We start from the raw sequence: 19,768 nt of genomic DNA, 5'->3' as shown, positions 1-19,768 counted from the left end.
GCACGATACGTGTTCCGGTCGCCCAACGTGCGGGGAACGCGCCGATCCGAAGCTGGCTCGAACGGCGCTTGTTTAGAACAATTCTAGTCAGCTAGAATTGTTCTAAGAGCGCTTTTAGGTTCGTGGCCGGACGAGTCAAGGCACGCTTCACGGCTTTGCCCCGGCGTTCGGATCCGCGCGTCGTCCCGTCGAACCGGCGATCCCCCGCGCGATGCCCGATCGCGGTATCCGCCCAGGAGTGTTGGTTGCCATGCCCGAAGTCATCTTCACCGGTCCCGCCGGTCGTCTCGAGGGCCGCTATCAGGCGCCTAAGAAGAAGGGCGCGCCGATCGCGATCGTGCTGCATCCGCACCCCCAGTTCGGGGGCACGATGAACAACCAGATCGTGTACAATCTGTTCTACACCTTCGCCAATCGCGGCTTCGCGGCCCTGCGCTTCAACTTCCGCGGCGTCGGCCGCAGCCAGGGCGCGTTCGATCACGGCACCGGCGAACTCTCGGATGCGGCGTCCGCCCTCGATTGGGTGCAGTCGGTCAATCCTGAGGCCCGCGCCTGCTGGATCGCCGGCGTCTCGTTCGGGTCGTGGATCGGCATGCAATTGCTGATGCGCCGGCCCGAGATCGAGGGTTTCATCTCGATCGCCGCCATGGCCAACCGCTACGACTTCACCTTCCTGGCCCCCTGCCCGTCCTCGGGCCTGTTCGTGCACGGCTCCGAGGACCGGGTCGCCCCGGCCCGCGAGGTCATGCCGGTGATCGAGAAGGTGAAGACCCAGAAGGGCGTCATCATCGAGCACCAGATGGTCGAGGGCGCCAACCACTTCTTCGACGGCAAGGTCGACGAACTGACCCAGACCGTCGACACCTACCTCGACAAGCGTCTCGGCCCGAAGCCAGAGGCCGCCTAAGGCCCCGAGGCGCGGCGATCGGGAAGCGAATACCGGCGGAGCCCTCGGCTTCGCCGGTTTTTATGCGGGGGCGGCCGGCTTCCCCCAACGCGAGACGTGCAGGATGTCGGTCGAGCCTACGCTTCGATGAAGGCGGTGAAATCCGACCCTTGCTCGACGCGGAAGGCCCGCAGATCCCGGACCGAGCGCGAGAACCACGTGAGCCCCTTCAGGGCCGCGATGGCAGAGAACAGCCTCGCCAGATCCTCGTCCTTGCTAGTGTAGGGGCTTCCCTGCACCCAATCGAAGCCGTGGCCCGAGAGCGTCGTGCGGATGTCGCTGTAGGCCTGCGATATGCCCTTGGGATGGTGGGCTTGCGCCTCCGCGACCACGAGGTCGAACGCGATGGCGAACATCAGCGCTCCCGGGGATCGTCCAGGATGTCCGCGAGCCGGTAATCGACCTCCTCGCAGGTCTCCAGCACGCGAATCCGCATCATTCGATCGCCGCCCGCGAGTGCGTCACCCACGCTGACGATCTCGTAGACGGGGCCGACCTGCCCGAAGCGCCGCCAAGTCCCGATGAGGGCCTGGACGTTCGGGAATGAGGCGGGCGCCATGTCGTTCATGCGGGTATCCTACAGTGATCCCCATGACCGCCTAGCGCTGAACGAACCCGATCCTCACCCTCACGCCTTCGCGTGCACCACCGGCACCGCCGGCGCCCCCTCCCACTCCGAATGGGCCGGAATCGACTCGCCCTTCATCACGATGGTGAGCGGGCGCAGGCGGGCGTAGTCGCCGACCTTGGTGTCGTACAGCACCGTCGAGAACGCACCCACCGAGACGCCCCGGCCGACCACGACCCGGCCGACCTTCATAATGCGGTCCTCGTAGAGGTGCGTCTGGAGAGCGGAGGTGCGGTTGATGGTGGCGTAGTCGCCGATGGTGACGCAGTCGAACTCCGTGATGTCGGTGGTGAGCATGCACACGCCCTGGCCCACCTTCACGCCGAGCAGCCGCAGCATCCAGGGCAGGAACGGCGTGCCGACGAGGTGCTCCAGCAGCACCTTGCCGGCCAAACCCCAGTACAGCACCGCGACGGCCTCGGTGCGCATGGCCCACCAGGACCACATCGGCTGCATGCCGGGCTTGTAGACACCCATCAGCAGCCACTTCACCGCGATGACGGTGAAGGACTGGATGAACGCGATGGCGACGGAGACGGCGACGAAGCTGACCGCGAGGCCGGTCCAGTTCTCGGCCAGGATGGCCGGATAGAAGTAGAAATCGATCGCCGAGATCGCGAGACTGATGAACAGCATCGGCGAGAACGAGGTCGAGAACGCCTCGAAGATGCCGCGCCGGAGCTTCGGACCTACGCCGGGCTCGTAGGTCTGGGTGTTCGAGCCGAGATCGACCCGCTGCCGGGAGGGCAGCTTGATCGGCGGGGAGCCGAACCAGGTATCGCCCGGGCTCATCAGGGCGTTGGCCGGCGGCTTCGACTTGATGCCGATGAGGACGTCGTCGGGGATGACCGTGCCGGGGGGCACCACGGCGTCGTTGCCGACGAAGACGCGCGCCCCGGTGTGAACCTCGTGCATCGTCATCCAGCCGCGGCGGATCTCCTCCTCGCCGAACACCACCTCGTCGGCGACGAAATTGCGCGCGCCGATATCGGCGAGGTCGTAGCGCCCGCCGAGATTGGTGGAGATCTCGGCCCCCTGCCCCATGCGGGCGCCCATCAGGCGGTACCAGGCCCGCATGTAGACGGTGGCGAACAGGGACGAGAGGGTCTCCAGCGTGACCTCGGCGGCCAGGGCCACCGCCCACTTGCGCATGTAGAAGCCGCTGTAGATCGAGTAGGTCCCCGACGACACCCGTGGCAGAACCAGCCAGCGGATGCCCGCGATGAGCAGCACGGTGCCGGCCGTCATCAGCATGGCGGTCGGCCAGGTCAGCAGCGGCAGGTACCAGTGATAATCGATGTCGGTGATGTCGCCGAGCGAATCGCTGATCTGGTCGAAGAGGTAGAAGGCTGGAAAGATCGGCAGCAGGCCGATGGCGGGGATCGCCGCCAGCAGGAAGGTGTAGAGCGCCGCGAAGGCGAAGCGCCGCCGGGGCGAGGCCGTGGCGGGGGCGGGCAGCGCCGATGGGTCGGCCTCGCCGACCTTGCGGCCGGGGGACCCGTCCCAGATCTCGGCGGCGCCGACCCGCGTGCCGGTCGGGATGGTGGTGAGGTCCCCGATCTCGGCATGGTCGCCGATGACCGTGTCGGGGCCGATGACGCAGGAGGCCCCGATCGCCACGTCCGCCCCGATCGCCACGCGGCCGATGATCAGCGCGTCGCCCACCACCTCGGCATTGGCGATGACGAGACGGCCGCCCAGCGAGGCGCCCGCGCCGATGCTGAGCAGGTCCGGCGCACCGACCTCGATGTCGGAGATCAGGGCGTCCTTGCCGATCTCGGCGCCGAGCATGCGCAGGTAGAACGCGATGGCGGGCGAGCCCTGGAGCCACTTGATGTGGACCAGCGGGGTCAGGCGCTGCGTCAGCCACCAGCGATAGTAGTAGGTGCCCCAGAGCGGATAGCGCCCGGGCTTGGTGCGCCCGAGGATCAACCACTTGGCCGCGACCGCGATCGTGGCCGTCACGGCGTTGATGCCGATATAGACCAGCAGCATCACGGCGAGTTCGCCGAAGAACCCGAGGCTGCCGCCGGTGAGCAGCAGGTAGGTCACGAAGATGCCGAGCCATTGCGCGGTCGCCAGCGCGATGACGAAGGGCAGGGCCGCCGCCTGCGCGAGGCCGCAGAGGAAGCGACGCTTCAGGGACGGCGCCGGGAAGCTGAGATCGCGGATCGCCATCTCGGTGCCGGCGCCGCCGGTCCGCGCGATGAGCGTGTCGGCCATGGCCCGCAGGGTGCGCTGGCCGTAGACGTCCTGCAGGGTGATGGCGGCCAGCGCCGGCACCTCGCGCACCGCCCCGACGAAGCGGGCGGCGAGCAGGGAATGGCCGCCGAGATCGGCGAAGAAGTCGCTGTCGAACGGCATCGCCTGGTTGCCGAAGATGCGGTTGGCGGCGGCGAGCAGCGCCGCCTCGGTCTCGTTGCGCGGAGGCTCCTGCTCGCCGCTGGTGTCGGCCACCGTCAGGGTGGCGATGCGCAGGGTCTTGCGGTCGACCTTGCCGGAGGTCAGGCGGGGCAGGACCTCCACGGTCTCGAAATGCCCCGGCACCATGTAGGGCGGCATCTGCCCGGCCAGCGTCTGCCGAAGGGCGGCCTTGTCGATCGTGGTGCCGCGGTCGGGCACCAGGAAGGCGACGAGGCGGTCGACGCCGTCGTCCTGGCGCAGCACCACCGCCGCCTGGTTGATGCCGGGCAGGACCTGGATGCGGGATTCGATCTCGCCGAGTTCCACCCGGAAGCCGCGGATCTTGACCTGGTCGTCGATCCGGCCGTGGAACACGATGTTGCCGGTGGCATCGAGGGAGACCGCGTCGCCGGAGCGGTACAGCAGCGGATCGGTCCCGTCCGAGTCGTACGGGTTGGCGATGAATTTGTCCGCCGTCAGTTCGGGGCGCTTGAGATAGCCTTTCGCCACGCCCGGACCGCCGATGAGGAGTTCGCCCTGCTGGCCCGGCCTCAGAAGCTCCAGGTTCTCGCCCGCGACGTACACCGAATAGTTCGGGATCGGGCCGCCGATGGTGACGGGCACGCCCGGGCGCATCTCGGCGGCGGTGGCCACCACCGTGGCCTCGGTCGGTCCGTAGGTGTTGAAGAGTTTTCGCGAGGGCGTGGCCCAGCGGGCGACCAGGGGCTCGGGCAGGGCCTCGCCCCCGAGCAGCACGAGGCGCACGGTGGGCAGGTCCTGGGAGATCATCGCCAGGAGGGTCGGCACGGTATCGAGCACGGTGACGCCGGCCCGGGCCAGGATGCCGGGCAGGGCCTCGACATCGCCCATCATGGCCGGCGAGGCGACGAACAGGGTCGCGCCCACCAGGTAGGGCACCCAGATCTCCTCCATCGAGAGATCGAAGGCGACCGAGGCGCCCTGGAACACCACGTCGTCGGCGCGCATACCGTAGAGCGCGTTGCCCGAGCGCAGGAAGTGGCAGATGTTGGCGTGGCTGATGACGATGCCCTTGGGCACGCCGGTCGAGCCCGAAGTGTAGATCAGGTAGGCCGGATGATCCGGCGTCAGGCCGAGGGTCCGCAGATCGGGCACGGTCGCGTCGCGTGGCGTTCCGGCGGCCAGGGCCGCCACGGTCACCGCCGGGGTGCCGGCCGGCGCCTGGGCTTCCAGGGCCGGCGAGACCAGCAGCGCCTTCGCGGCGGCATCCTCCAGGCAGACCGCGACCCGGTCGGCCGGGGCCTCGGCATCGAACGGCAGCCAGGCGGCCCCCGACAGGGTGATGCCGATCTGGGCGATCAGCAGGTCGGTCCCGCGCGCCATCCAGAGGCCGACGACGTCGCCCGGGCCGATGCCGCGATGGGACAGCCCGCGTGCGATCGCGGCGGCCTGCGCCTCGACCTCGCCGTAGGTCAGGACCGGATGGGTTCCGTCGACGCCGGTCTGCGCGCCATCGATGAGGGCCGGGTGATCACCCCGTGCCCGGGCGCTCTCGCGAAAGATCTCGCCCAGCACCTCGTCGCGGATGAGGTCGGGCCGCGCCGGCCCGCGCAGCATGGCGGAGGCCCCGGATACGACGGAAGAAACCTCGTCCTCAGGCCCGCGCGTTTCCGCCCGGTGCCGGGTCGTCTCGGCGAGACTGCTCATCCGCTGCTCCGCTGTCGGCCCCCGATCGATCGAGGGCCGTCCTTTTGGCCGGGTAGGCGCCCGGATCGCGCCGAAATCACGGCGCGTCTAGCACGTTTGGGGGGCAGGCTTGAACCGGGGTTGAACGCGCAGGACGAGGCCGGTCAGGCCCAGCGCCATCCGGCCCGATCGAGCACCAGGACGCTGCCCTGGCGGATGCCGATGCGCGGGGCGTCCCGCACCCCGAGATGCCCGCGGATCACCAGGATCGCCCGGGCCACGCCGCCATGGGCGACGATCACGGTGGGGCGCGTCAGGCCGGTGACCACCGGAGTCACGCGCTCCACCAGCATGGCGTAGCTCTCTCCGGTCTCGCCCGGCGGGCGATAACCCCAGCGGTCGCGGTCCCGGGCCGCCGCACCGGAGGGGTCGCGCCGGCGGATCTCGGCCCAGGTCGAGCCCTCCCAGGTTCCGAAGCTGATCTCCTTCAGCCGGGGGTCGAGACGATAGTCCTCCGGCGGCAAAGCGAGGGCGGCCCGCAGGGTCTCCATCGTGCGCCGGGTCCGCGCGAGCGGGCTCGCGGCATAGTCCATCGTGGCGAGGTCGGCCTCCGCCACGGCCGCGAGGCGCCGGGCCACGTCCTCGGCCTGACGCAGGCCCTCGGCGTTGAGAGCGATGTCGCGCTGCCCCTGGAGGCGCCCTTCCGCGTTCCAGTCGGTCTGTCCATGGCGGATGAAGTAGATCGGGGTCACCGTCTCAGGCCCCGCCGCAGGCTGGAACGGCCGAGCCGGGAATTCGTTTTCGCACTCACATCCTGGCCCTGCATGCCGGCGGCCGCCGTTCCCCGCCCCCAACCGAGCGAGCGAGTCTCATTATGTCGAAGCGCCACGGCAAGCACGGGCAGGGCCAACGTCCCGGGGAAACGGACGCTTCCGCGCCGCAACGTGATGTTTCGCACCGCAAGAAGGGCGGCAAGACCCGCGAGCAGGGTGGCAAGACCCGCGAGCAGGGTGGCAAGACCCGGGCGCGCCACCCCGGCCATCGGCCGCCCTCCTCCGCTCTGTGGGCTCGAGAGACGGAAGGCCTGGCCCCCCACGCCGAGCCCCCTCCGGGCCCAGCGCTCGCGCCGGCGGCGAAGGGCATCGTCACGGTACGGCCGGGTTCACGGTGTGACCTCGACGCGATCGATGCGAATACGGATGGCGGGCTCGACAAGGACGAGGCCAAGGCGGCACTCGCCGCCGAGCGCGCCCGCATCGTCGCCCTGCAGGAGCGGCTCTATGCCGAGCACAAGCGCAGCCTGCTCGTGGTGTTCCAGGCCATCGACACCGGCGGCAAGGACGGCACCATCCGGGCGGTGTTCGAAGGTGTGAACCCGCAGGGCTGCCGGGTCTGGTCGTTCAAGGTGCCGAGCGCCGAGGAGAGCGACCACGACTTCCTGTGGCGCTACCACGCCAAGGCGCCGGCACGCGGCATGATCAACGTGTTCAACCGCAGCCATTACGAGGACGTCCTCGTGGTGCGGGTGAAGGATCTCGTGCCGGAGCCGGTATGGCGGGCGCGCTACGACCAGATCAATGATTTCGAGCGGATGCTCAGCGCGGCCGGCACCACCGTGCTCAAGTTCTTCCTCCACATCTCGAAGGACGAGCAGAAGGAGCGGCTGGAGGCCCGCATCGCGAACCCGGACAAGCACTGGAAGTTCGACCCGGCCGACCTCGTCGAACGCAAGGCCTGGAACGCCTACCAGGCAGCCTTCGCCGATGCGCTCTCCGAATGCTCGACGCCGCAGGCGCCCTGGCACGTGGTGCCAGCCAACCGGAAGTGGTACCGCAACCTCCTCATCGCCCGCACCATCGCCGACACCCTGGAGGCGATGGACCCGCGGTTTCCGGAAGCGCAGGCCGACATCGCCGGAATGACCGTGCCGGATTAGGCGTGGACCGCCAATCGCCGGGCGCTAATCCTTGTCGAGGCTGAGGTCCGGGGCTTCCGGGTTCTTCATGCCGACGACGTGGTAGCCGGCATCGACGTGGAGGATCTCGCCGGTCATGCCCTTGCTCATGTCCGAGACGAGGTAGGTGGCGGTCTCGCCGACTTCCTCGATGGTCACGGTGCGCCGCAGGGGAGCGTTGTACTCGTTCCACTTCAGGATGTAGCGGAAGTCGCCGATGCCGGAGGCGGCCAGCGTCTTGATCGGGCCGGCCGAGATCGCGTTGACGCGGATCTTCGAGGGGCCGAGATCGGCGGCGAGGTAGCGCACGGAGGCCTCGAGGGCGGCCTTGGCGACGCCCATGACGTTGTAGTGCGGCATCCACTTCTCGGCGCCGTAATAGGTCAGGGTGAGGAGCGAGCCGCCGTTCGGCATCAGCTTCTCGGCGCGCTGGGCCACCGCCGTGAACGAGTAGCACGAGATCAGGAGCGACTTGGTGAAGTTCGCCTCCGAGGTCTCGACGTAGCGGCCCGTGAGTTCGTCCTTGTCCGAGAAGGCGATGCAATGGACGACGAAGTCGATCCCCTCAGGGAACACCTCGGCGGCCGCAGCGAAGACCGCATCGATCGAAGCCGGATCGGTGACATCACAATGCCCGACCACGTGGGCGTCGAGTTCACGGGCCAGAGGCTCGACGCGCTTCTTCAGGGCGTCGCCCTGGTAGGTGAAGGCGAGCTTGGCGCCGTGGGCGGCCGCACTCTTGGCGATGCCCCAGGCGATCGAGCGGTTGTTGGCGACACCGAGCACCAAGCCGCGCTTGCCGGCGAGAAGTCCGCCGACGTGATCGTGAACCGGGTGCGTGTCCGCCATGTGTCACCTGAGCGAGAGCCGTGGCGCGCGCCGACGGTCCCGTCGGGCGACGGATCGGCGTATTCGCGCCGGGCATCCTTAGCGGAGCCGCGCCTGGGACGGAAGTCCGGGACCTGACAGCGCCGGGAGGCCGTCGCGGATGGGTTTGGACACCCGATCCGCGGGGGGGCATGCTCAGCTGATCTTGGTTCCGCCGGGCTTGACTCACCCGGCCTTGGCAGCGCGGCGCGCGCGGGCGAACTCGACGAGCGCCGCATCCTCCTGGCTCGGCAGCATCACGGCCGTGACGGCGAGGAGATCGCCCCGGGTTCCGTCTTTCTTCGGCAGGCCCTTGCCCCGCAGGCGGAACGTGCGTCCCGACCCGGTCATGGGCGGGATCTTCATCTCCACGGCACCGGTCAGGGTCGGCACGCGGATCGGGCCGCCCAGGATCGCGTCCTCCAGGGGTACCTCCACCGAGGCGCGCAGGTCGGCGCCCTCCACGGTGAAGCGGGTATGCGGCAGGATGCGGATGGTGAGCAGCGCATCGCCCGGCGCTCCCCGCAGGCCGCCCGGATTGCCGAGGCCACGCAGACGGATGGTCTGACCATCGACCACACCCCGGGGCACCACCACGTCGACATCGCGCCCGCCCGGCAGCGACAGGCGCAGCTTTTCCTCGCTGGCAACCTGTTCCAACGTGACGCTGAGCTCGGCCGCCACGTCCTCGCCCTTGACCGGACCGCGCTGCGGGCCACCGCCCGGGCCGGCGCCGGAAGCCCGGAAGGCATCGCCGAACAGGTGCGAGAAGATGTCCTCGCCGATGCCGCCGCCGCCGGCTGGGCCGCGTCCGCGCGCGGCACTCTCGAAATCGAAGCCGCCACCGCCACCGCCGCGTCCGCCGAACCCGCCGAAACCCTCGAAGCCGGTGGCGCGCGGCTTGCCGTCCGCGTCGATCTCGCCGCGATCGAATTGCGCGCGCTTGCCCGCATCGCCCAGGATCTCGTAGGCGCTGTTGGCTTCCGCGAAGCGGTCCTTGGCCTTGGCGTCGTCCTGGTTGCGGTCCGGATGGTAGGCCTTGGCGAGCTTACGGTAGGCCTTCTTGATATCGGCTTCGCTGGCGCCCTTGGGGACACCCAGCACGTCATAGGGATTTCGCATCGGTCTTCAGGATTCTCGGTGCCGCCTGAGGCCGGGCGATGGCCCGGCGCCTTCGGATTCGTCGGTCATGTGGACGGCCTGTTGCTTCTCTGCAACGGTCTCGCGCGAGAATTCGCCTCGAATCGCGCGCCGTCAACGCCTGGAGCTGTACTCTGATCCCGATCGGGCCGGGAGTCCGGCTCCTGCACGGAGGGTTTCGATCAGGCTGCCGATTTCGCAGCCCGAAGCCGGGTCAGGGTCCAGTCTCCACCCGACGGCTTGCACCCCGTGCCGCGCACGAAGCGACTGCCCGCCGGTGTGATGACGGAGGCCAGGAAGTCGCGGCAGACGAGATCGTTGGCCACGTAGGGTAGGCCGGTCGGGTTGACCGAGCCACGCAGGGTCGTCTCCGGGTTGTCCCACTTCACCGGGCGGCCATTGCCCTGCGGATCGAGGGCCACGGCAAGCGCCGCATGCGCTCTCCGCCAATCCTCCGCACCGAGATCGTTGCCGAAACCGAGCGGACGCTTGTCGATACTGCCGGTGCTGATCGGCTCGTCGGGCAGGACGGTACTGGCGCGGGCGACCTTTGGGGCCTTCGGTCCGGCCTCCGCCGTCTCCTCACCCTGAAAGGTGATGATCGGCAGGCCGCAGCCGCCGAGACCGAGCAAGGCCGTCAAAGCAAGGGCCGAGGCCCAGCGTTCCGGCCTGACGAGTCGCTCCTCGGCGAGGATACGCCCGTCCCGGTGGTGCTCCCGAGCCATATCGTCTTGAGCCATATCGTCTCTTGCCGCACGGTCTCGTACGGCCTGGGCTTTACAGTCGCGCCGACGCATTACACCTGATCTCAACGACGTGTTGGGCCGATAACGCTCGTGTCCCACGTCGGTGCCCCCGACCCGGATCTCACCACAGGATTACGCCTTGGAACGGTTAAGGATCGATGATCCCGCCTCCCCCAACTCGGACCCGGACCCCCTAGGTCCCAATGGCGACTTCACGCGTGCCGCCGACCCGTGGGCTCTGTTCGCCGCGTGGATGGCCGAGGCCGAGGCGTCGGAGCCCAATGATCCCAACGCCATGGCGCTGGCGACGACTGGATCGGACGGGCTGCCGGACGTCCGCGTCGTGCTGCTGAAGGGCGTCGATGCGCACGGTTTCGTGTTCTATACGAACGTCGATTCCGCCAAGGGCGACGAACTGCGCCAGAACCCGCAGGCCGCCCTGGTGCTGCATTGGAAGAGCCTCGGCCGACAGGTCCGTGCCCGTGGGCCGGTGACCCCCGTCACCCCCGAGGAGGCGGATGCATACTTCGCCAGCCGGGCGCGCAACAGTCGCCTCGGAGCCCATGCGAGCCGACAGTCGCGCCCCCTCGCCGATCGCGCCACCCTGGAACGCGAGGTGGCGGCCCTGGCGGAGCGCTATGGCGAGGGACCGGTCCCGCGTCCCGAGAACTGGACGGGCTTTCGCATCGCGCCGGTCTCGATCGAGTTCTGGAAGAACGGGGCGTTCCGCCTGCACGACCGGGTCCGCTTCACCCGCGACGGCGAGGGCTGGCGCGGGGCGCGGCTCTATCCTTAAAGCCGCGGATCACCGTAGAGCCGCGGATCACCGTCTTGCTGCGTCGCGGCAGGACCCTGGATTTTAGACCCCGCGCCGCTTAGACCTGAACGCGGCGTGGAGGTCGTCCGGCGTTTTCGCCTGCCGGACGTCTCCCGATCCTGAAGGAACGGTCTTGGCCTCATCCAACGAACGCCGGCGCGTCATGCTGCTCACGGGGGCGAGCCGTGGCATTGGGCATGCCACCGTGAAGCGCTTCTCGGCTGCCGGATGGCGGGTGATCACCTGCTCCCGGCACCCCTTCCCGGAGAACTGCCCCTGGGAGATGGGACCGGAGGATCACCTGCAGGTCGATCTCTCCGACCCGCAGGATACGGTGCGGGGCATCGAGGAGGTGGCCGGACGCCTCGCCGCCGAGGGGGGGCTTCTGCACGCGCTCGTCAACAATGCCGGGATTTCGCCGAAAGGGCCGCAGGGCGAGCGCCTCGGCGCCATCGCCACCGAATTCGGGGATTGGCAGCGGGTATTCCAGGTCAACGTGTTCGCGCCCCTGCTCCTGGCCCGAGGCCTCTGCGAGGAACTGACCCGCGCCAAGGGCTCCATCGTCAACGTCACCTCCATCGCCGGCTCGCGCGTCCATCCCTTCGCGGGCGCCGCCTACGGCACGTCCAAGGCGGCGCTGGCCGGCCTGACCCGTGAGATGGCCAGCGATTTCGGTCCCCTCGGCGTGCGCGTCAACGCGATTTCGCCCGGCGAGATCGACACCGCGATCCTGTCGCCCGGCACCGACAAGATCGTGGCCGGCATCCCGCAGCGCCGCCTCGGCACCCCCGACGAGGTCGCTAAGGCGATCTACTTCCTGTGCACCGAAGCGTCGTCCTACGTGAACGGCGCCGAACTGCACATCAACGGCGGCCAGCATGTCTGAATGGGTCGCGCGCTCGGCGCTTCTCGTCGCGTTCCTGGTCCTCACCGCCCCCGCCCTCGCGGAACCCTCCGTGACGATTCTCGACCTGCCGTTCCGGGCCAAGGCCCTGCGCGGTCCGGGCAGCGAGGTCGCCATCGCGGTGGCGACCTCGGGCCTCTTGCCGCTGGCCCGGAGTCGCAACCCCAATCCGACCGGCATTGAGCAGGAGGCTCCCATCGTGGTGGTCTGGGGCGATGGCGGAGGCGCCGCGCTCAGCCTGGTCGACGGACAGGTGGCCACCACCCTGCTGGGCGCCGAGGCGATCGAGGGCCTGGCCGCCGCGGAAACTCCCCGCGGCGCCCTGCCCGGCTCGCGGCGCGCGGTCTCGGGTCCCCTGAGCGCTTACCTGGCGAACCCGGTTCCGGGGCTCGCGGGCGGCCCCGAACAGGCAGCGAGCCTGGTCATCCGGGAGCGTCAACCCGTGGCGATGGGCGGGGACCCGAAGCCGGTGCCGATCGTCACCACGACGCTGGCCGCCGCCCCCGATACGGCGTTCGCCCTGCGCCGCCCCCGCATCGCCCGGTTCGCGGAGAAGCCCGTCATCGTCGCCGTCATTGTCACGACCACCGGAGCATCCGAGCTGGCGCTGTTCGGCCGGGCGCCAGCCGATGCGAAGCCCGATTCGAAACCAGGCGTCCCCTGGTCGCTCCTGGCCCGCAGTCCGGCTCAAGAGACGGGATCCGGCGGTCAGCCGCTGAAACCGGCGGGAATTGCGGATTTCGCCGGCGCCGGGCAACCGCAGATCGCGGCCGTCGCGAACCCGGAGGGCGCCGGGCTGCTCCAGCTCTGGGCCCTGGAATCCGGTGCCTTACGCCGCGTCCACGAGGCTCCGGGTTACACCAACGTCTCTCCCGGCGAGGGAGAGGTCGACCTTTCCGCCCTGGTGGAGCCGGAGCGAGCCGGGCCGCCCGAACTCGCCCTGCCGGTGGCCGACCGAAGCGCCCTCGCAATCCTGGTCCTCAAGGACGGCATCCGCGAGCGCCTGCGCATCCCGCTGCCGGGGCTTGCGGCCTTCGGACTTGCCAGCCTCGGCCGGGGACCCGCCGCCCGCCTGCTGGTGGGCCTCGCCGATGGCCGGATCGCCGTGGTGACGCCGTGACCGGGACGGATCCAGACGATCCCCAGGCGCGGCTGTTTCCGACGCGCCCCTTCGTCGGCACCTCGATTGCCGTCCTACGCGACGAGCGCGTGCTGCTTGCGGCCCGCGCCAACGAGCCGATGCGCAGCGTGTGGACCCTTCCGGGCGGTCTCGTGGAAGCTGGCGAAGCTCTGGCCGAGGCGGCTCTGCGCGAACTGCAGGAGGAAGTCGGCCTCAACGCCGCAGTGATCGGCGTGCTCAGTCCCACCGAGATCATCCTGCGCGACGGCACGGATCGCGTCCGCCACCACTACGTCGTCCATCCCCATGCGGCCTTGTGGATCGGGGGCGAGCCGGTGGCTGGACCCGAGGCGCTCGGAGTCCGGTGGGCCACGCTCGCCGAACTCGAGACGCTGGCGACCACGCCCGGCCTCGCCGACACTGTCCGCGAGGCCTTCGCCCGAGCCGCCTCGCGGGCGGAGCCTGCGGCATGAAGGCTCGCGGCATCAGGGCTTGCGGCATCAGGGCTTGCGGAGCCAGGCTGGCGACGCTCGCCGGACCCGCCGTGCTGATGGCCGTGCTGATGGCCGTTCCGGACGCGGGGCTGGCTCAGCAATCCCGTGGCGGCTCGGCCCGGTCCGCTCCGAAACCGATCGAGAAGGAGAAGGAGCCGCCACCGCCCGCCGAGCCGCCGCCGGCTCCCTACGATCGCGACCTGCTGCGCCTCTCCGAGGTCATCGGCTCTCTGGCCTTCCTGCGCGACCTCTGCGGTGCTGCGGATGCCCCGGAATGGCCGGCGCGCATGAAGGCCCTGATCGAGGCCGAAGGGGTGACCCCGGGCCGACGCGACCGCCTCGCCGGAGCCTACAACCGCGGATATCGCGGCTACAGCCTGACCTACCGGGTCTGCACGCCCGCGGCCACGGAGGCCGCCGCCCGGTACGTCACCGAGGGCGAGCGCTTGTCGCACGCCTTGGCGAGCCGGTTCGGCGGATAGGTGATGCGGCGCGGTCACAGATCGTGCGCCTCGCCCAGAAACGAAGAATTTGAGTGCCCGCGTTAACCGCTTCGCAATTCCTGGCTTTGCGAACCCCGCGGCTCGCCCTATCCTCATGGTCACTGGCCGGTTGGTTCGCCGGCCCAACGATGATGTGGCCCATGCACATGGATACGGTCTCCGCGCCCTTCGAGGCGGATCTCGACGACAAGCGTGCCGCGCTCGGCTACGTCTCGGAGGCGTTCGCCGAAGGCTGTCTCGATGGCCTCGATGGGGACTGCATGGCTCAGGCCGCTTTGTTCGCGGCGTTTCAGGAGCTCGTCACGACCTATGGCGAGGAGGCCACCGCCCGCTACGCCGAGGGGTTTCCGGACCGCATCCGCGGGGGCGCCTTCACCACGAGTCCTCAGCACTGAGATCCCAGGCGTGAGGTCGGAGGCGTAACCACCTCCCGCGCCGACATCGCCAAGCTCGGCAGATCCAGGGCAAGCGCATCCGCGCTTGCCCTTCTCGTTGGTTCCGAGTTCGTTGATGCCGACGCGCTCGCGCTCAGGCCGGCGCCAGCGCTTCCTCGAACAACACCGCCTCACCGCGCGACGGTGCGGTGAGCGCGCCGTCCCACATCACGCTGTTGCCGCGCACCAGGGTGCCCACCGGCCATCCCGTGACCGTGACGCCGTCATACGGGGTCCAGCCGCATTTCGAGGCGATCCAGTCGTTGCGGATCGTTTCGCGGCGCTTCAGATCGACCACCGTCACGTCGGCATCGTAGCCGACTGCCAGGCGTCCCTTCCGGGCGATGCCGAACAGGCGCTTCGGCCCGGCACTGGTGAGGTCGACGAACCGGCTCAGCGACAGCCGCCCCGCCGCTACGTGGTCGAGCATGATCGGTACCAGGGTCTGCACACCCGTCATGCCCGAGGGGGAATCCGGATAGGGCTTGGCCTTCTCCTCCAGCAGGTGCGGCGCGTGGTCGGAGCCGAGGATGTCGGCGACGCCTTGCGACAGGCCGTGCCAGATTCCGTCGCGATGGTCGGCGCCCCGCACCGGCGGATTCATCTGCACCAGGGTGCCGAGGCGTGCATAGGCCTCGTCGCCATCGAGAGTGAGGTGGTGGGGCGTGACCTCGCAGGTCGCGACGTCCTTGGCCTCGGCCAGATACGCCATCTCCTCCTTCGTCGAGATGTGCAGGATGTGGATTCGGGCACCGGTGGCCCGGGCGATGCGCACGAGACGCTGGGTCGCCTTCAGGGCCGCTTCGGGCGAGCGCCAGACCGGATGCGAGGACGGATCGCCCGGGACGCGCCAGTCCTTCTGCGCCCGCAGCATCGGTTCGTCCTCGGCGTGGAAGGCGGCGCGCCGGCGCGTCCGCTTCAGGATCTCGGTGACGCCGGCATCGTCCTCGACTAGGAGCGAGCCGGTGGAGGAGCCGACGAACACCTTGATGCCGGCTGCTCCCGGCAGCCGCTCCAGTTCCGGCACCAAGTGGGCGTTCTCGTGCGTGCCGCCGACCCAGAAGGCGAAGTCGCAATGCATCCGGTGATGGGCGCGAGCGACCTTGTCGGCCAGCGCCTCGGCGGTGGTGGTGAGCGGGTTGGTGTTCGGCATCTCGAACACCGTCGTGACGCCGCCCATGACGGCGGCCCGCGAGCCCGATTCGAGGTCTTCCTTGTGGTCGAGCCCCGGCTCGCGGAAATGCACCTGGCTGTCGATGACGCCGGGTAGCAGGTGCAGGCCGGTGCAGTCGCGGTGCTCCGTGGCCGTCGCCCCCGAAAGGTCGCCGATCGACGCGATGCGACCGGCGCGGATGCCGAGGTCGGCACGGTGGGCGCCGTCCTGATTCACCACGGTGCCGCCGGTGAGGAGGAGGTCGAAGGGCCGGTCCATGCCGAAGCTCCCGGGATGCGCATTGAGACGGGGTCGCGGGCGGCTTATGTCAGGCCCGGACGGCGCGCAATGCCGCTGCCGCTTGTTGAAGGAGCCGCCATGCCGATCGCCCTGCTGCCGGACCGCGCCATCGTCACCGTCTCGGGCGAGGATGCGACGAGCTTCCTGCAGGGCGTGGTGACCTGCAACGTCGAGACCCTGGAGGCTGGCGAGGCCCGCCTGGGCGCCTTGCTGACGCCCCAGGGCAAGATCCTGTTCGACTTCCTGATCGCCCGCGGTGCCGGGGATGGGTTCCTGCTCGACGTCGCCACCGAGCGGGCATCGGATCTCGCCAAGCGCCTTGGGCTCTACCGATTGCGGGCCAAGGTGGCGATCACCCTTGACCCGACGTTGGGTGTGGCCGCGGCCTGGGAGGGTGCGGAAACCAGCGCCACCGTGCTGCGTCGCCACGACGGGCGCCTTGCCGCCCTCGGCGAGCGCCTGTTCTTTGCAGCCGGGGCCTTCTCGGCCGATGCCACGGAGGCTGACTATCATGCGCATCGCATCGCCCGCGGCATCCCCGAGGGTGGGCGCGACTTTCCCTGGTCCGACGCCTTTCCGCACGAGGCGCTGATGGATCAGCTCGGCGGCGTCGACTTCCGCAAGGGCTGCTATGTCGGGCAGGAGGTGGTCTCGCGCATGCAGCATCGCGGCACCGCCCGCACCCGGATCGTGCCCCTCGTGGCGGTCTCAGACCATGGGCTGGAAACGGGGGCTGAGATCAGTGCCGGACAGCGGACGCTCGGCACGGTGGGCAGCGTCGCCGGACGGCGTGGCCTCGGCCTTCTGCGCCTCGACCGCCTCGCCGATGCCCTCGCGGCCGGCGAGCCTCTGCGTGCCGGTCATGCCCTGATCGGCGTGGAAAAGCCGGCCTTCGCCACCTTCGGTTTTCCCGAGGTCGCCCAAGCCGGCTGAGGTGTGGCCTGCCCCCTGGGCTGATGGGCCGACATCGACGCGCAGCCGTCACCCGGCTAAACCCTCGGCGATGCGCACCGATGTTTCCGGCCTGATTGATCATCCCGACGGCTGCGCCCGCTGCTGGTGGGCCGGGCTCGATCCCGTCTATGTGGCCTATCACGACACCGAGTGGGGTGTACCCGAGCGCGACGGCCGGGCCCTGTACGAGAAGCTCATCCTCGACGGCTTCCAGGCCGGTCTGTCCTGGATCACCATTCTGCGCCGCCGCGAGGGGTTCCGCCGCGCTTTCGCGGGCTTCGATCCGGAGGTCATCGCGCGCTTCACCGACGCCGATGTCGAGCGCCTGATGCAGGATACCGGCATCATCCGGAACCGGGCCAAGATCGTCGGCGCCATCGCGGGCGCGCGTGCCTACCTCGCCATCGAGGCCCGGGGACCCGGCTTCGCCTCCTTCCTGTGGGATTTCGTCGATGGCGTGCCGATCCAGGGCTGCGCCGCGAGCCGGAGCGCCATCGCCACCGAGACGGAGGTCTCGCGGGCGATGGCGAAGTCCCTGAAGGCGGAGGGCTTCGCGTTCTGTGGCCCCACCATCGTTCACGCCTTCATGCAGGCGGTGGGCCTCGTCAACGATCACCTCGTCGGCTGCCATCGCCACGGACCCTGCGCGACCCTCGGAGGCCGGGCATGAGCGCCGATCGCGGGCGCGCCTGGCAGCGGATGTTATCCGGGCGCCGTCTCGACCTGCTCGATCCGTCTCCGCGCGACATCGAGATCGCCGATATCGCCCACGGGCTCGCCCGCGTCGCCCGTTGGAACGGGCAGACCGCGGGGCCGCACGTCTTCTCGGTGGCCCAGCACGCCCTGCTGGTGGAAGCCATCGGCCGCGCCCTCGCACCGGACCTGGGCGCCGGCGCATGCCTCGAACTCCTGCTGCACGACGCACCCGAATACGTGGTCGGCGACATCATCTCGCCGTTCAAAGCGGCCATCGGCGATTCCTACAAGGCCGTCGAGCGTCGGCTCCTGGCCGCGATCCGGCAGCGCTTCGGCCTGCCTGAGCCTGGCCGAGACCTGGTCATGCTGGTCAAGCGAGCGGACGGCAGCGCGGCCTATCACGAGGCCATCCGGCTCGCCGGCTTTTCTCGCGACGAGGCCGATGCCATCTTCGACGCTTGCGCGCCCCTCTCCCCGGAGGCTGATGCGCTGCTCGATCCGTGGTCGAGCGACGTGGCGCAGGCGCGCTTCCTCGCCCGCTTTGACGTCCTGGTCGGGCCGGAGGTCGCCTGATGCCGTACCTTCGGGTCTGCCCCCTGTCACGGTTGCCGGAGACGCTCGAGGGGGCTGGCGCCCGGCATCTGATGACTCTGATGAAGGTCGGAACCGCAATTTCCCGGCCCGCCGGCATCGCGGAGGGACGCCACTGCGTCGTCGAGGTCAGCGACATCGTCGCGCCGATGGACGGACACGTGACGCCCGGTGACGGGCATGTGGCGGCGATCCTCGCTTTCGCCGAAGCTTGGGATCGGAAGGAGCCCCTGCTGATCCACTGCTATGCGGGGATCAGCCGCTCGACAGCGGCGGCCTACATCGCGGCCTGTGCGCTGGCTCCCGAGCGCGACGAGGCCGAGATCGCTCGCGCCCTGCGGATCGCCTCGCCCTCGGCGACGCCGAATGCGCTCTTCGTGTCGATCGCCGATCGTCTGCTTGGCCGTGACGGGCGCATGGTCGCGGCCATCGCGGAGATCGGGCGCGGAGCCGATGCGTTTGAGGGCGAGCCGTTCAGCCTGAACCTGATGTCGAATGTCAGGATATGACTCTAAGCTACTGAGAAGGTGACAAAAATATTTTCTGATCAGTGTCGCATCTCGGGGCCTTTGCGGGCTTGTGCGGGAGTGTGGCGCAAAGGCCGCCCGGCCCATGAAACGAAGCCGGATTCCTGGGATCGGGTTGCCGGCTTCGGGGCGACCGGCTTAGACCGACAAAATCAAGGGGTAGTTTAGGATGAGTGTCACGCGACCCGCCGTTGCGTCGACGGCCAGTGCCGGTGAGCCGGCCCTCGACCTGCCGTTCGAGAAAGCCTTGGAGCAACTCGAGGATATCGTGCGTCGCTTGGAAAAGGGTGATGTGCCGCTCGACGAATCCGTGGCGATCTACGAACGCGGCGAGGCGCTGAAGCGCCACTGCGAGGGCCTTCTGCAGAAGGCCGAGGCCCGCATTCAGAAGATCACCCTCGGTGCCGACGGTCAGGCGGCCGGCGTCGCACCGCTTGATGTCGACTAGCTTAGGGCAAGTCGATCTTCTTCATTGGCGCCAAGCAATTGCGCGCATGTTTTCCCTCCGGACGTGAGGTTGGTTCGGTGTCACGGCAAGAAACCACGGGCGAAACCTCGCCAGCGTCCTCCGCGTCCGCGTCGGGGCTGTCGGAGGGTCCGTCGATCCTGGACGGTCTGTCCGAGCCAGCGGCCCTGCGGCTTTTGCCGGAGAGCCAGCTGCAGGCGGTGGCCGATGCGGTCCGCACCGAGATGATCGACGCGGTCTCGGTGACGGGCGGGCATCTCGGCTCCGGGCTCGGCGTGGTCGAGCTGACGGTGGCCCTGCACCACGTGTTCGACACGCCCGACGACCGCATCGTCTGGGATGTCGGCCACCAGGCCTATCCSCACAAGATYCTCACCGGCCGGCGCGACCGCATCCGGACCCTGCGCCAGCCCGGCGGCCTGTCGGGCTTCACCAAGCGCTCGGAGAGCGTCTACGATCC

At 69.2% G+C, this 19,768-nt stretch carries 21 protein-coding genes and 2 pseudogenes; 14 read left to right on the top strand and 9 right to left on the bottom strand.

All coding sequences use genetic code 11. From position 1 onward, the window contains the following. Nucleotides 1–250: 250 nt before the first annotated feature. A complete protein-coding gene (locus ASF60_RS15875) occupies nucleotides 251–907 on the top strand; it encodes an alpha/beta hydrolase (protein ID WP_056186925.1) in 657 nt (218 codons plus the stop codon). Nucleotides 908–1,023: 116 nt separating this feature from the next. Here ASF60_RS15875 and ASF60_RS15870 read toward each other — a convergent pair whose 3' ends face one another. From ASF60_RS15870 to ASF60_RS15855, 5 genes and pseudogenes are all read right to left on the bottom strand, one after another. Continuing rightward, a complete protein-coding gene (locus ASF60_RS15870) occupies nucleotides 1,024–1,302 on the bottom strand; it encodes a virulence factor (RefSeq protein ID WP_056186922.1) in 279 nt (92 codons plus the stop codon). Next, entirely contained in the window at nucleotides 1,302–1,514 is a 213-nt protein-coding gene (locus tag ASF60_RS15865; protein WP_056186918.1) for a DUF5397 family protein, read from the bottom strand. Before ASF60_RS15865 ends, ASF60_RS15870 begins: the two co-directional genes overlap by 1 nt. A gap of 60 nt (nucleotides 1,515–1,574) precedes the next feature. Continuing rightward, nucleotides 1,575–3,677, bottom strand: a pseudogene (locus tag ASF60_RS26260) (Pls/PosA family non-ribosomal peptide synthetase); the annotation flags it as partial. Between the two features lie 117 nt (nucleotides 3,678–3,794). Beyond that, nucleotides 3,795–5,573: pseudogene (locus tag ASF60_RS26255) on the bottom strand (non-ribosomal peptide synthetase); the annotation flags it as partial. 233 nt (nucleotides 5,574–5,806) lie between these two features. Beyond that, nucleotides 5,807–6,394, bottom strand: coding sequence for a histidine phosphatase family protein (locus tag ASF60_RS15855; RefSeq protein WP_056186909.1), 588 nt, complete (start codon nucleotides 6,392–6,394; stop codon nucleotides 5,807–5,809). 122 nt (nucleotides 6,395–6,516) lie between these two features. Here ASF60_RS15855 and ASF60_RS15850 point away from each other — a divergent pair, with 122 nt between their 5' ends. Next, nucleotides 6,517–7,578, top strand: coding sequence for a polyphosphate kinase 2 family protein (locus ASF60_RS15850; protein ID WP_082507995.1), 1,062 nt, complete (start codon nucleotides 6,517–6,519; stop codon nucleotides 7,576–7,578). Between the two features lie 24 nt (nucleotides 7,579–7,602). Here the strand turns inward: ASF60_RS15850 and fabI are convergent, their stop codons facing one another. The 3 genes from fabI to ASF60_RS15835 all read right to left on the bottom strand — a co-directional run bounded on the left by fabI (nucleotide 7,603) and on the right by ASF60_RS15835 (nucleotide 10,343). Continuing rightward, complete coding sequence (gene fabI, locus ASF60_RS15845; protein WP_056186907.1) at nucleotides 7,603–8,445, bottom strand: enoyl-ACP reductase FabI; 843 nt, start codon at nucleotides 8,443–8,445, stop codon at nucleotides 7,603–7,605. 204 nt (nucleotides 8,446–8,649) lie between these two features. Then, nucleotides 8,650–9,585, bottom strand: coding sequence for a DnaJ C-terminal domain-containing protein (locus tag ASF60_RS15840; RefSeq protein ID WP_056186903.1), 936 nt, complete (start codon nucleotides 9,583–9,585; stop codon nucleotides 8,650–8,652). A 200-nt stretch (nucleotides 9,586–9,785) separates the two neighbouring features. Next, nucleotides 9,786–10,343: an RT0821/Lpp0805 family surface protein gene (locus ASF60_RS15835; protein ID WP_244478454.1), complete on the bottom strand. Its 558-nt coding sequence runs from the start codon at nucleotides 10,341–10,343 to the stop codon at nucleotides 9,786–9,788. A 160-nt stretch (nucleotides 10,344–10,503) separates the two neighbouring features. Here ASF60_RS15835 and pdxH point away from each other — a divergent pair, with 160 nt between their 5' ends. The 6 genes from pdxH to ASF60_RS15805 all read left to right on the top strand — a co-directional run bounded on the left by pdxH (nucleotide 10,504) and on the right by ASF60_RS15805 (nucleotide 14,582). Further along, nucleotides 10,504–11,145, top strand: a complete 642-nt coding sequence (gene pdxH, locus ASF60_RS15830) for a pyridoxamine 5'-phosphate oxidase (RefSeq protein WP_274533563.1) — start codon at nucleotides 10,504–10,506, stop codon at nucleotides 11,143–11,145. A gap of 184 nt (nucleotides 11,146–11,329) precedes the next feature. After that, nucleotides 11,330–12,052 carry an SDR family NAD(P)-dependent oxidoreductase gene (locus ASF60_RS15825; RefSeq protein WP_056186898.1) on the top strand — a complete coding sequence of 241 codons (723 nt, stop codon included), beginning with the start codon at nucleotides 11,330–11,332 and terminating at the stop codon, nucleotides 12,050–12,052. Continuing rightward, entirely contained in the window at nucleotides 12,045–13,190 is a 1,146-nt protein-coding gene (locus ASF60_RS15820; RefSeq protein WP_056186897.1) for a hypothetical protein, read from the top strand. Before ASF60_RS15825 ends, ASF60_RS15820 begins: the two co-directional genes overlap by 8 nt. Beyond that, a complete protein-coding gene (locus ASF60_RS15815; protein WP_056186892.1) occupies nucleotides 13,187–13,663 on the top strand; it encodes an NUDIX hydrolase in 477 nt (158 codons plus the stop codon). Before ASF60_RS15820 ends, ASF60_RS15815 begins: the two co-directional genes overlap by 4 nt. A gap of 77 nt (nucleotides 13,664–13,740) precedes the next feature. Continuing rightward, nucleotides 13,741–14,166, top strand: coding sequence for a TIGR02301 family protein (locus ASF60_RS15810; RefSeq protein ID WP_056186888.1), 426 nt, complete (start codon nucleotides 13,741–13,743; stop codon nucleotides 14,164–14,166). A gap of 161 nt (nucleotides 14,167–14,327) precedes the next feature. Further along, nucleotides 14,328–14,582, top strand: a complete 255-nt coding sequence (locus ASF60_RS15805) for a hypothetical protein (protein WP_056186885.1) — start codon at nucleotides 14,328–14,330, stop codon at nucleotides 14,580–14,582. A 133-nt stretch (nucleotides 14,583–14,715) separates the two neighbouring features. On the opposite strand, the gene ASF60_RS15800 is transcribed toward ASF60_RS15805, so the two are convergent. Next, nucleotides 14,716–16,053 (bottom strand): dihydroorotase, encoded by a 1,338-nt coding sequence (locus ASF60_RS15800; RefSeq protein WP_056186882.1) that lies wholly within the window; start codon nucleotides 16,051–16,053, stop codon nucleotides 14,716–14,718. A 99-nt stretch (nucleotides 16,054–16,152) separates the two neighbouring features. Between ASF60_RS15800 and ygfZ the strand changes: the two genes are divergently transcribed. The 6 genes from ygfZ to ASF60_RS15770 all read left to right on the top strand — a co-directional run. Further along, entirely contained in the window at nucleotides 16,153–17,007 is an 855-nt protein-coding gene (ygfZ, locus tag ASF60_RS15795) for a CAF17-like 4Fe-4S cluster assembly/insertion protein YgfZ (protein WP_056186878.1), read from the top strand. 70 nt (nucleotides 17,008–17,077) lie between these two features. Beyond that, nucleotides 17,078–17,698, top strand: coding sequence for a DNA-3-methyladenine glycosylase I (locus ASF60_RS15790; RefSeq protein ID WP_056186876.1), 621 nt, complete (start codon nucleotides 17,078–17,080; stop codon nucleotides 17,696–17,698). Beyond that, entirely contained in the window at nucleotides 17,695–18,297 is a 603-nt protein-coding gene (locus ASF60_RS15785; protein ID WP_056186873.1) for an HD family hydrolase, read from the top strand. Before ASF60_RS15790 ends, ASF60_RS15785 begins: the two co-directional genes overlap by 4 nt. Next, nucleotides 18,297–18,824, top strand: coding sequence for a tyrosine phosphatase family protein (locus ASF60_RS15780; protein WP_056186871.1), 528 nt, complete (start codon nucleotides 18,297–18,299; stop codon nucleotides 18,822–18,824). Before ASF60_RS15785 ends, ASF60_RS15780 begins: the two co-directional genes overlap by 1 nt. 187 nt (nucleotides 18,825–19,011) lie before the next feature. Then, the gene (locus ASF60_RS15775) at nucleotides 19,012–19,290 is read left to right on the top strand and encodes an exodeoxyribonuclease VII small subunit (protein ID WP_056186867.1); all 279 of its coding nucleotides are present in this window, start codon (nucleotides 19,012–19,014) and stop codon (nucleotides 19,288–19,290) included. Nucleotides 19,291–19,427: 137 nt separating this feature from the next. Beyond that, the coding region (locus tag ASF60_RS15770) for a 1-deoxy-D-xylulose-5-phosphate synthase N-terminal domain-containing protein (RefSeq protein ID WP_274533562.1) at nucleotides 19,428–19,768 on the top strand (341 nt) is incomplete at its 3' end.

The organism is Methylobacterium sp. Leaf113 (assembly GCF_001423325.1).
Classification (GTDB): domain Bacteria; phylum Pseudomonadota; class Alphaproteobacteria; order Rhizobiales; family Beijerinckiaceae; genus Methylobacterium.
Note: the sequence above shows the minus strand (reverse complement) of the source record. Positions and strands in the feature narration are given on the sequence as shown.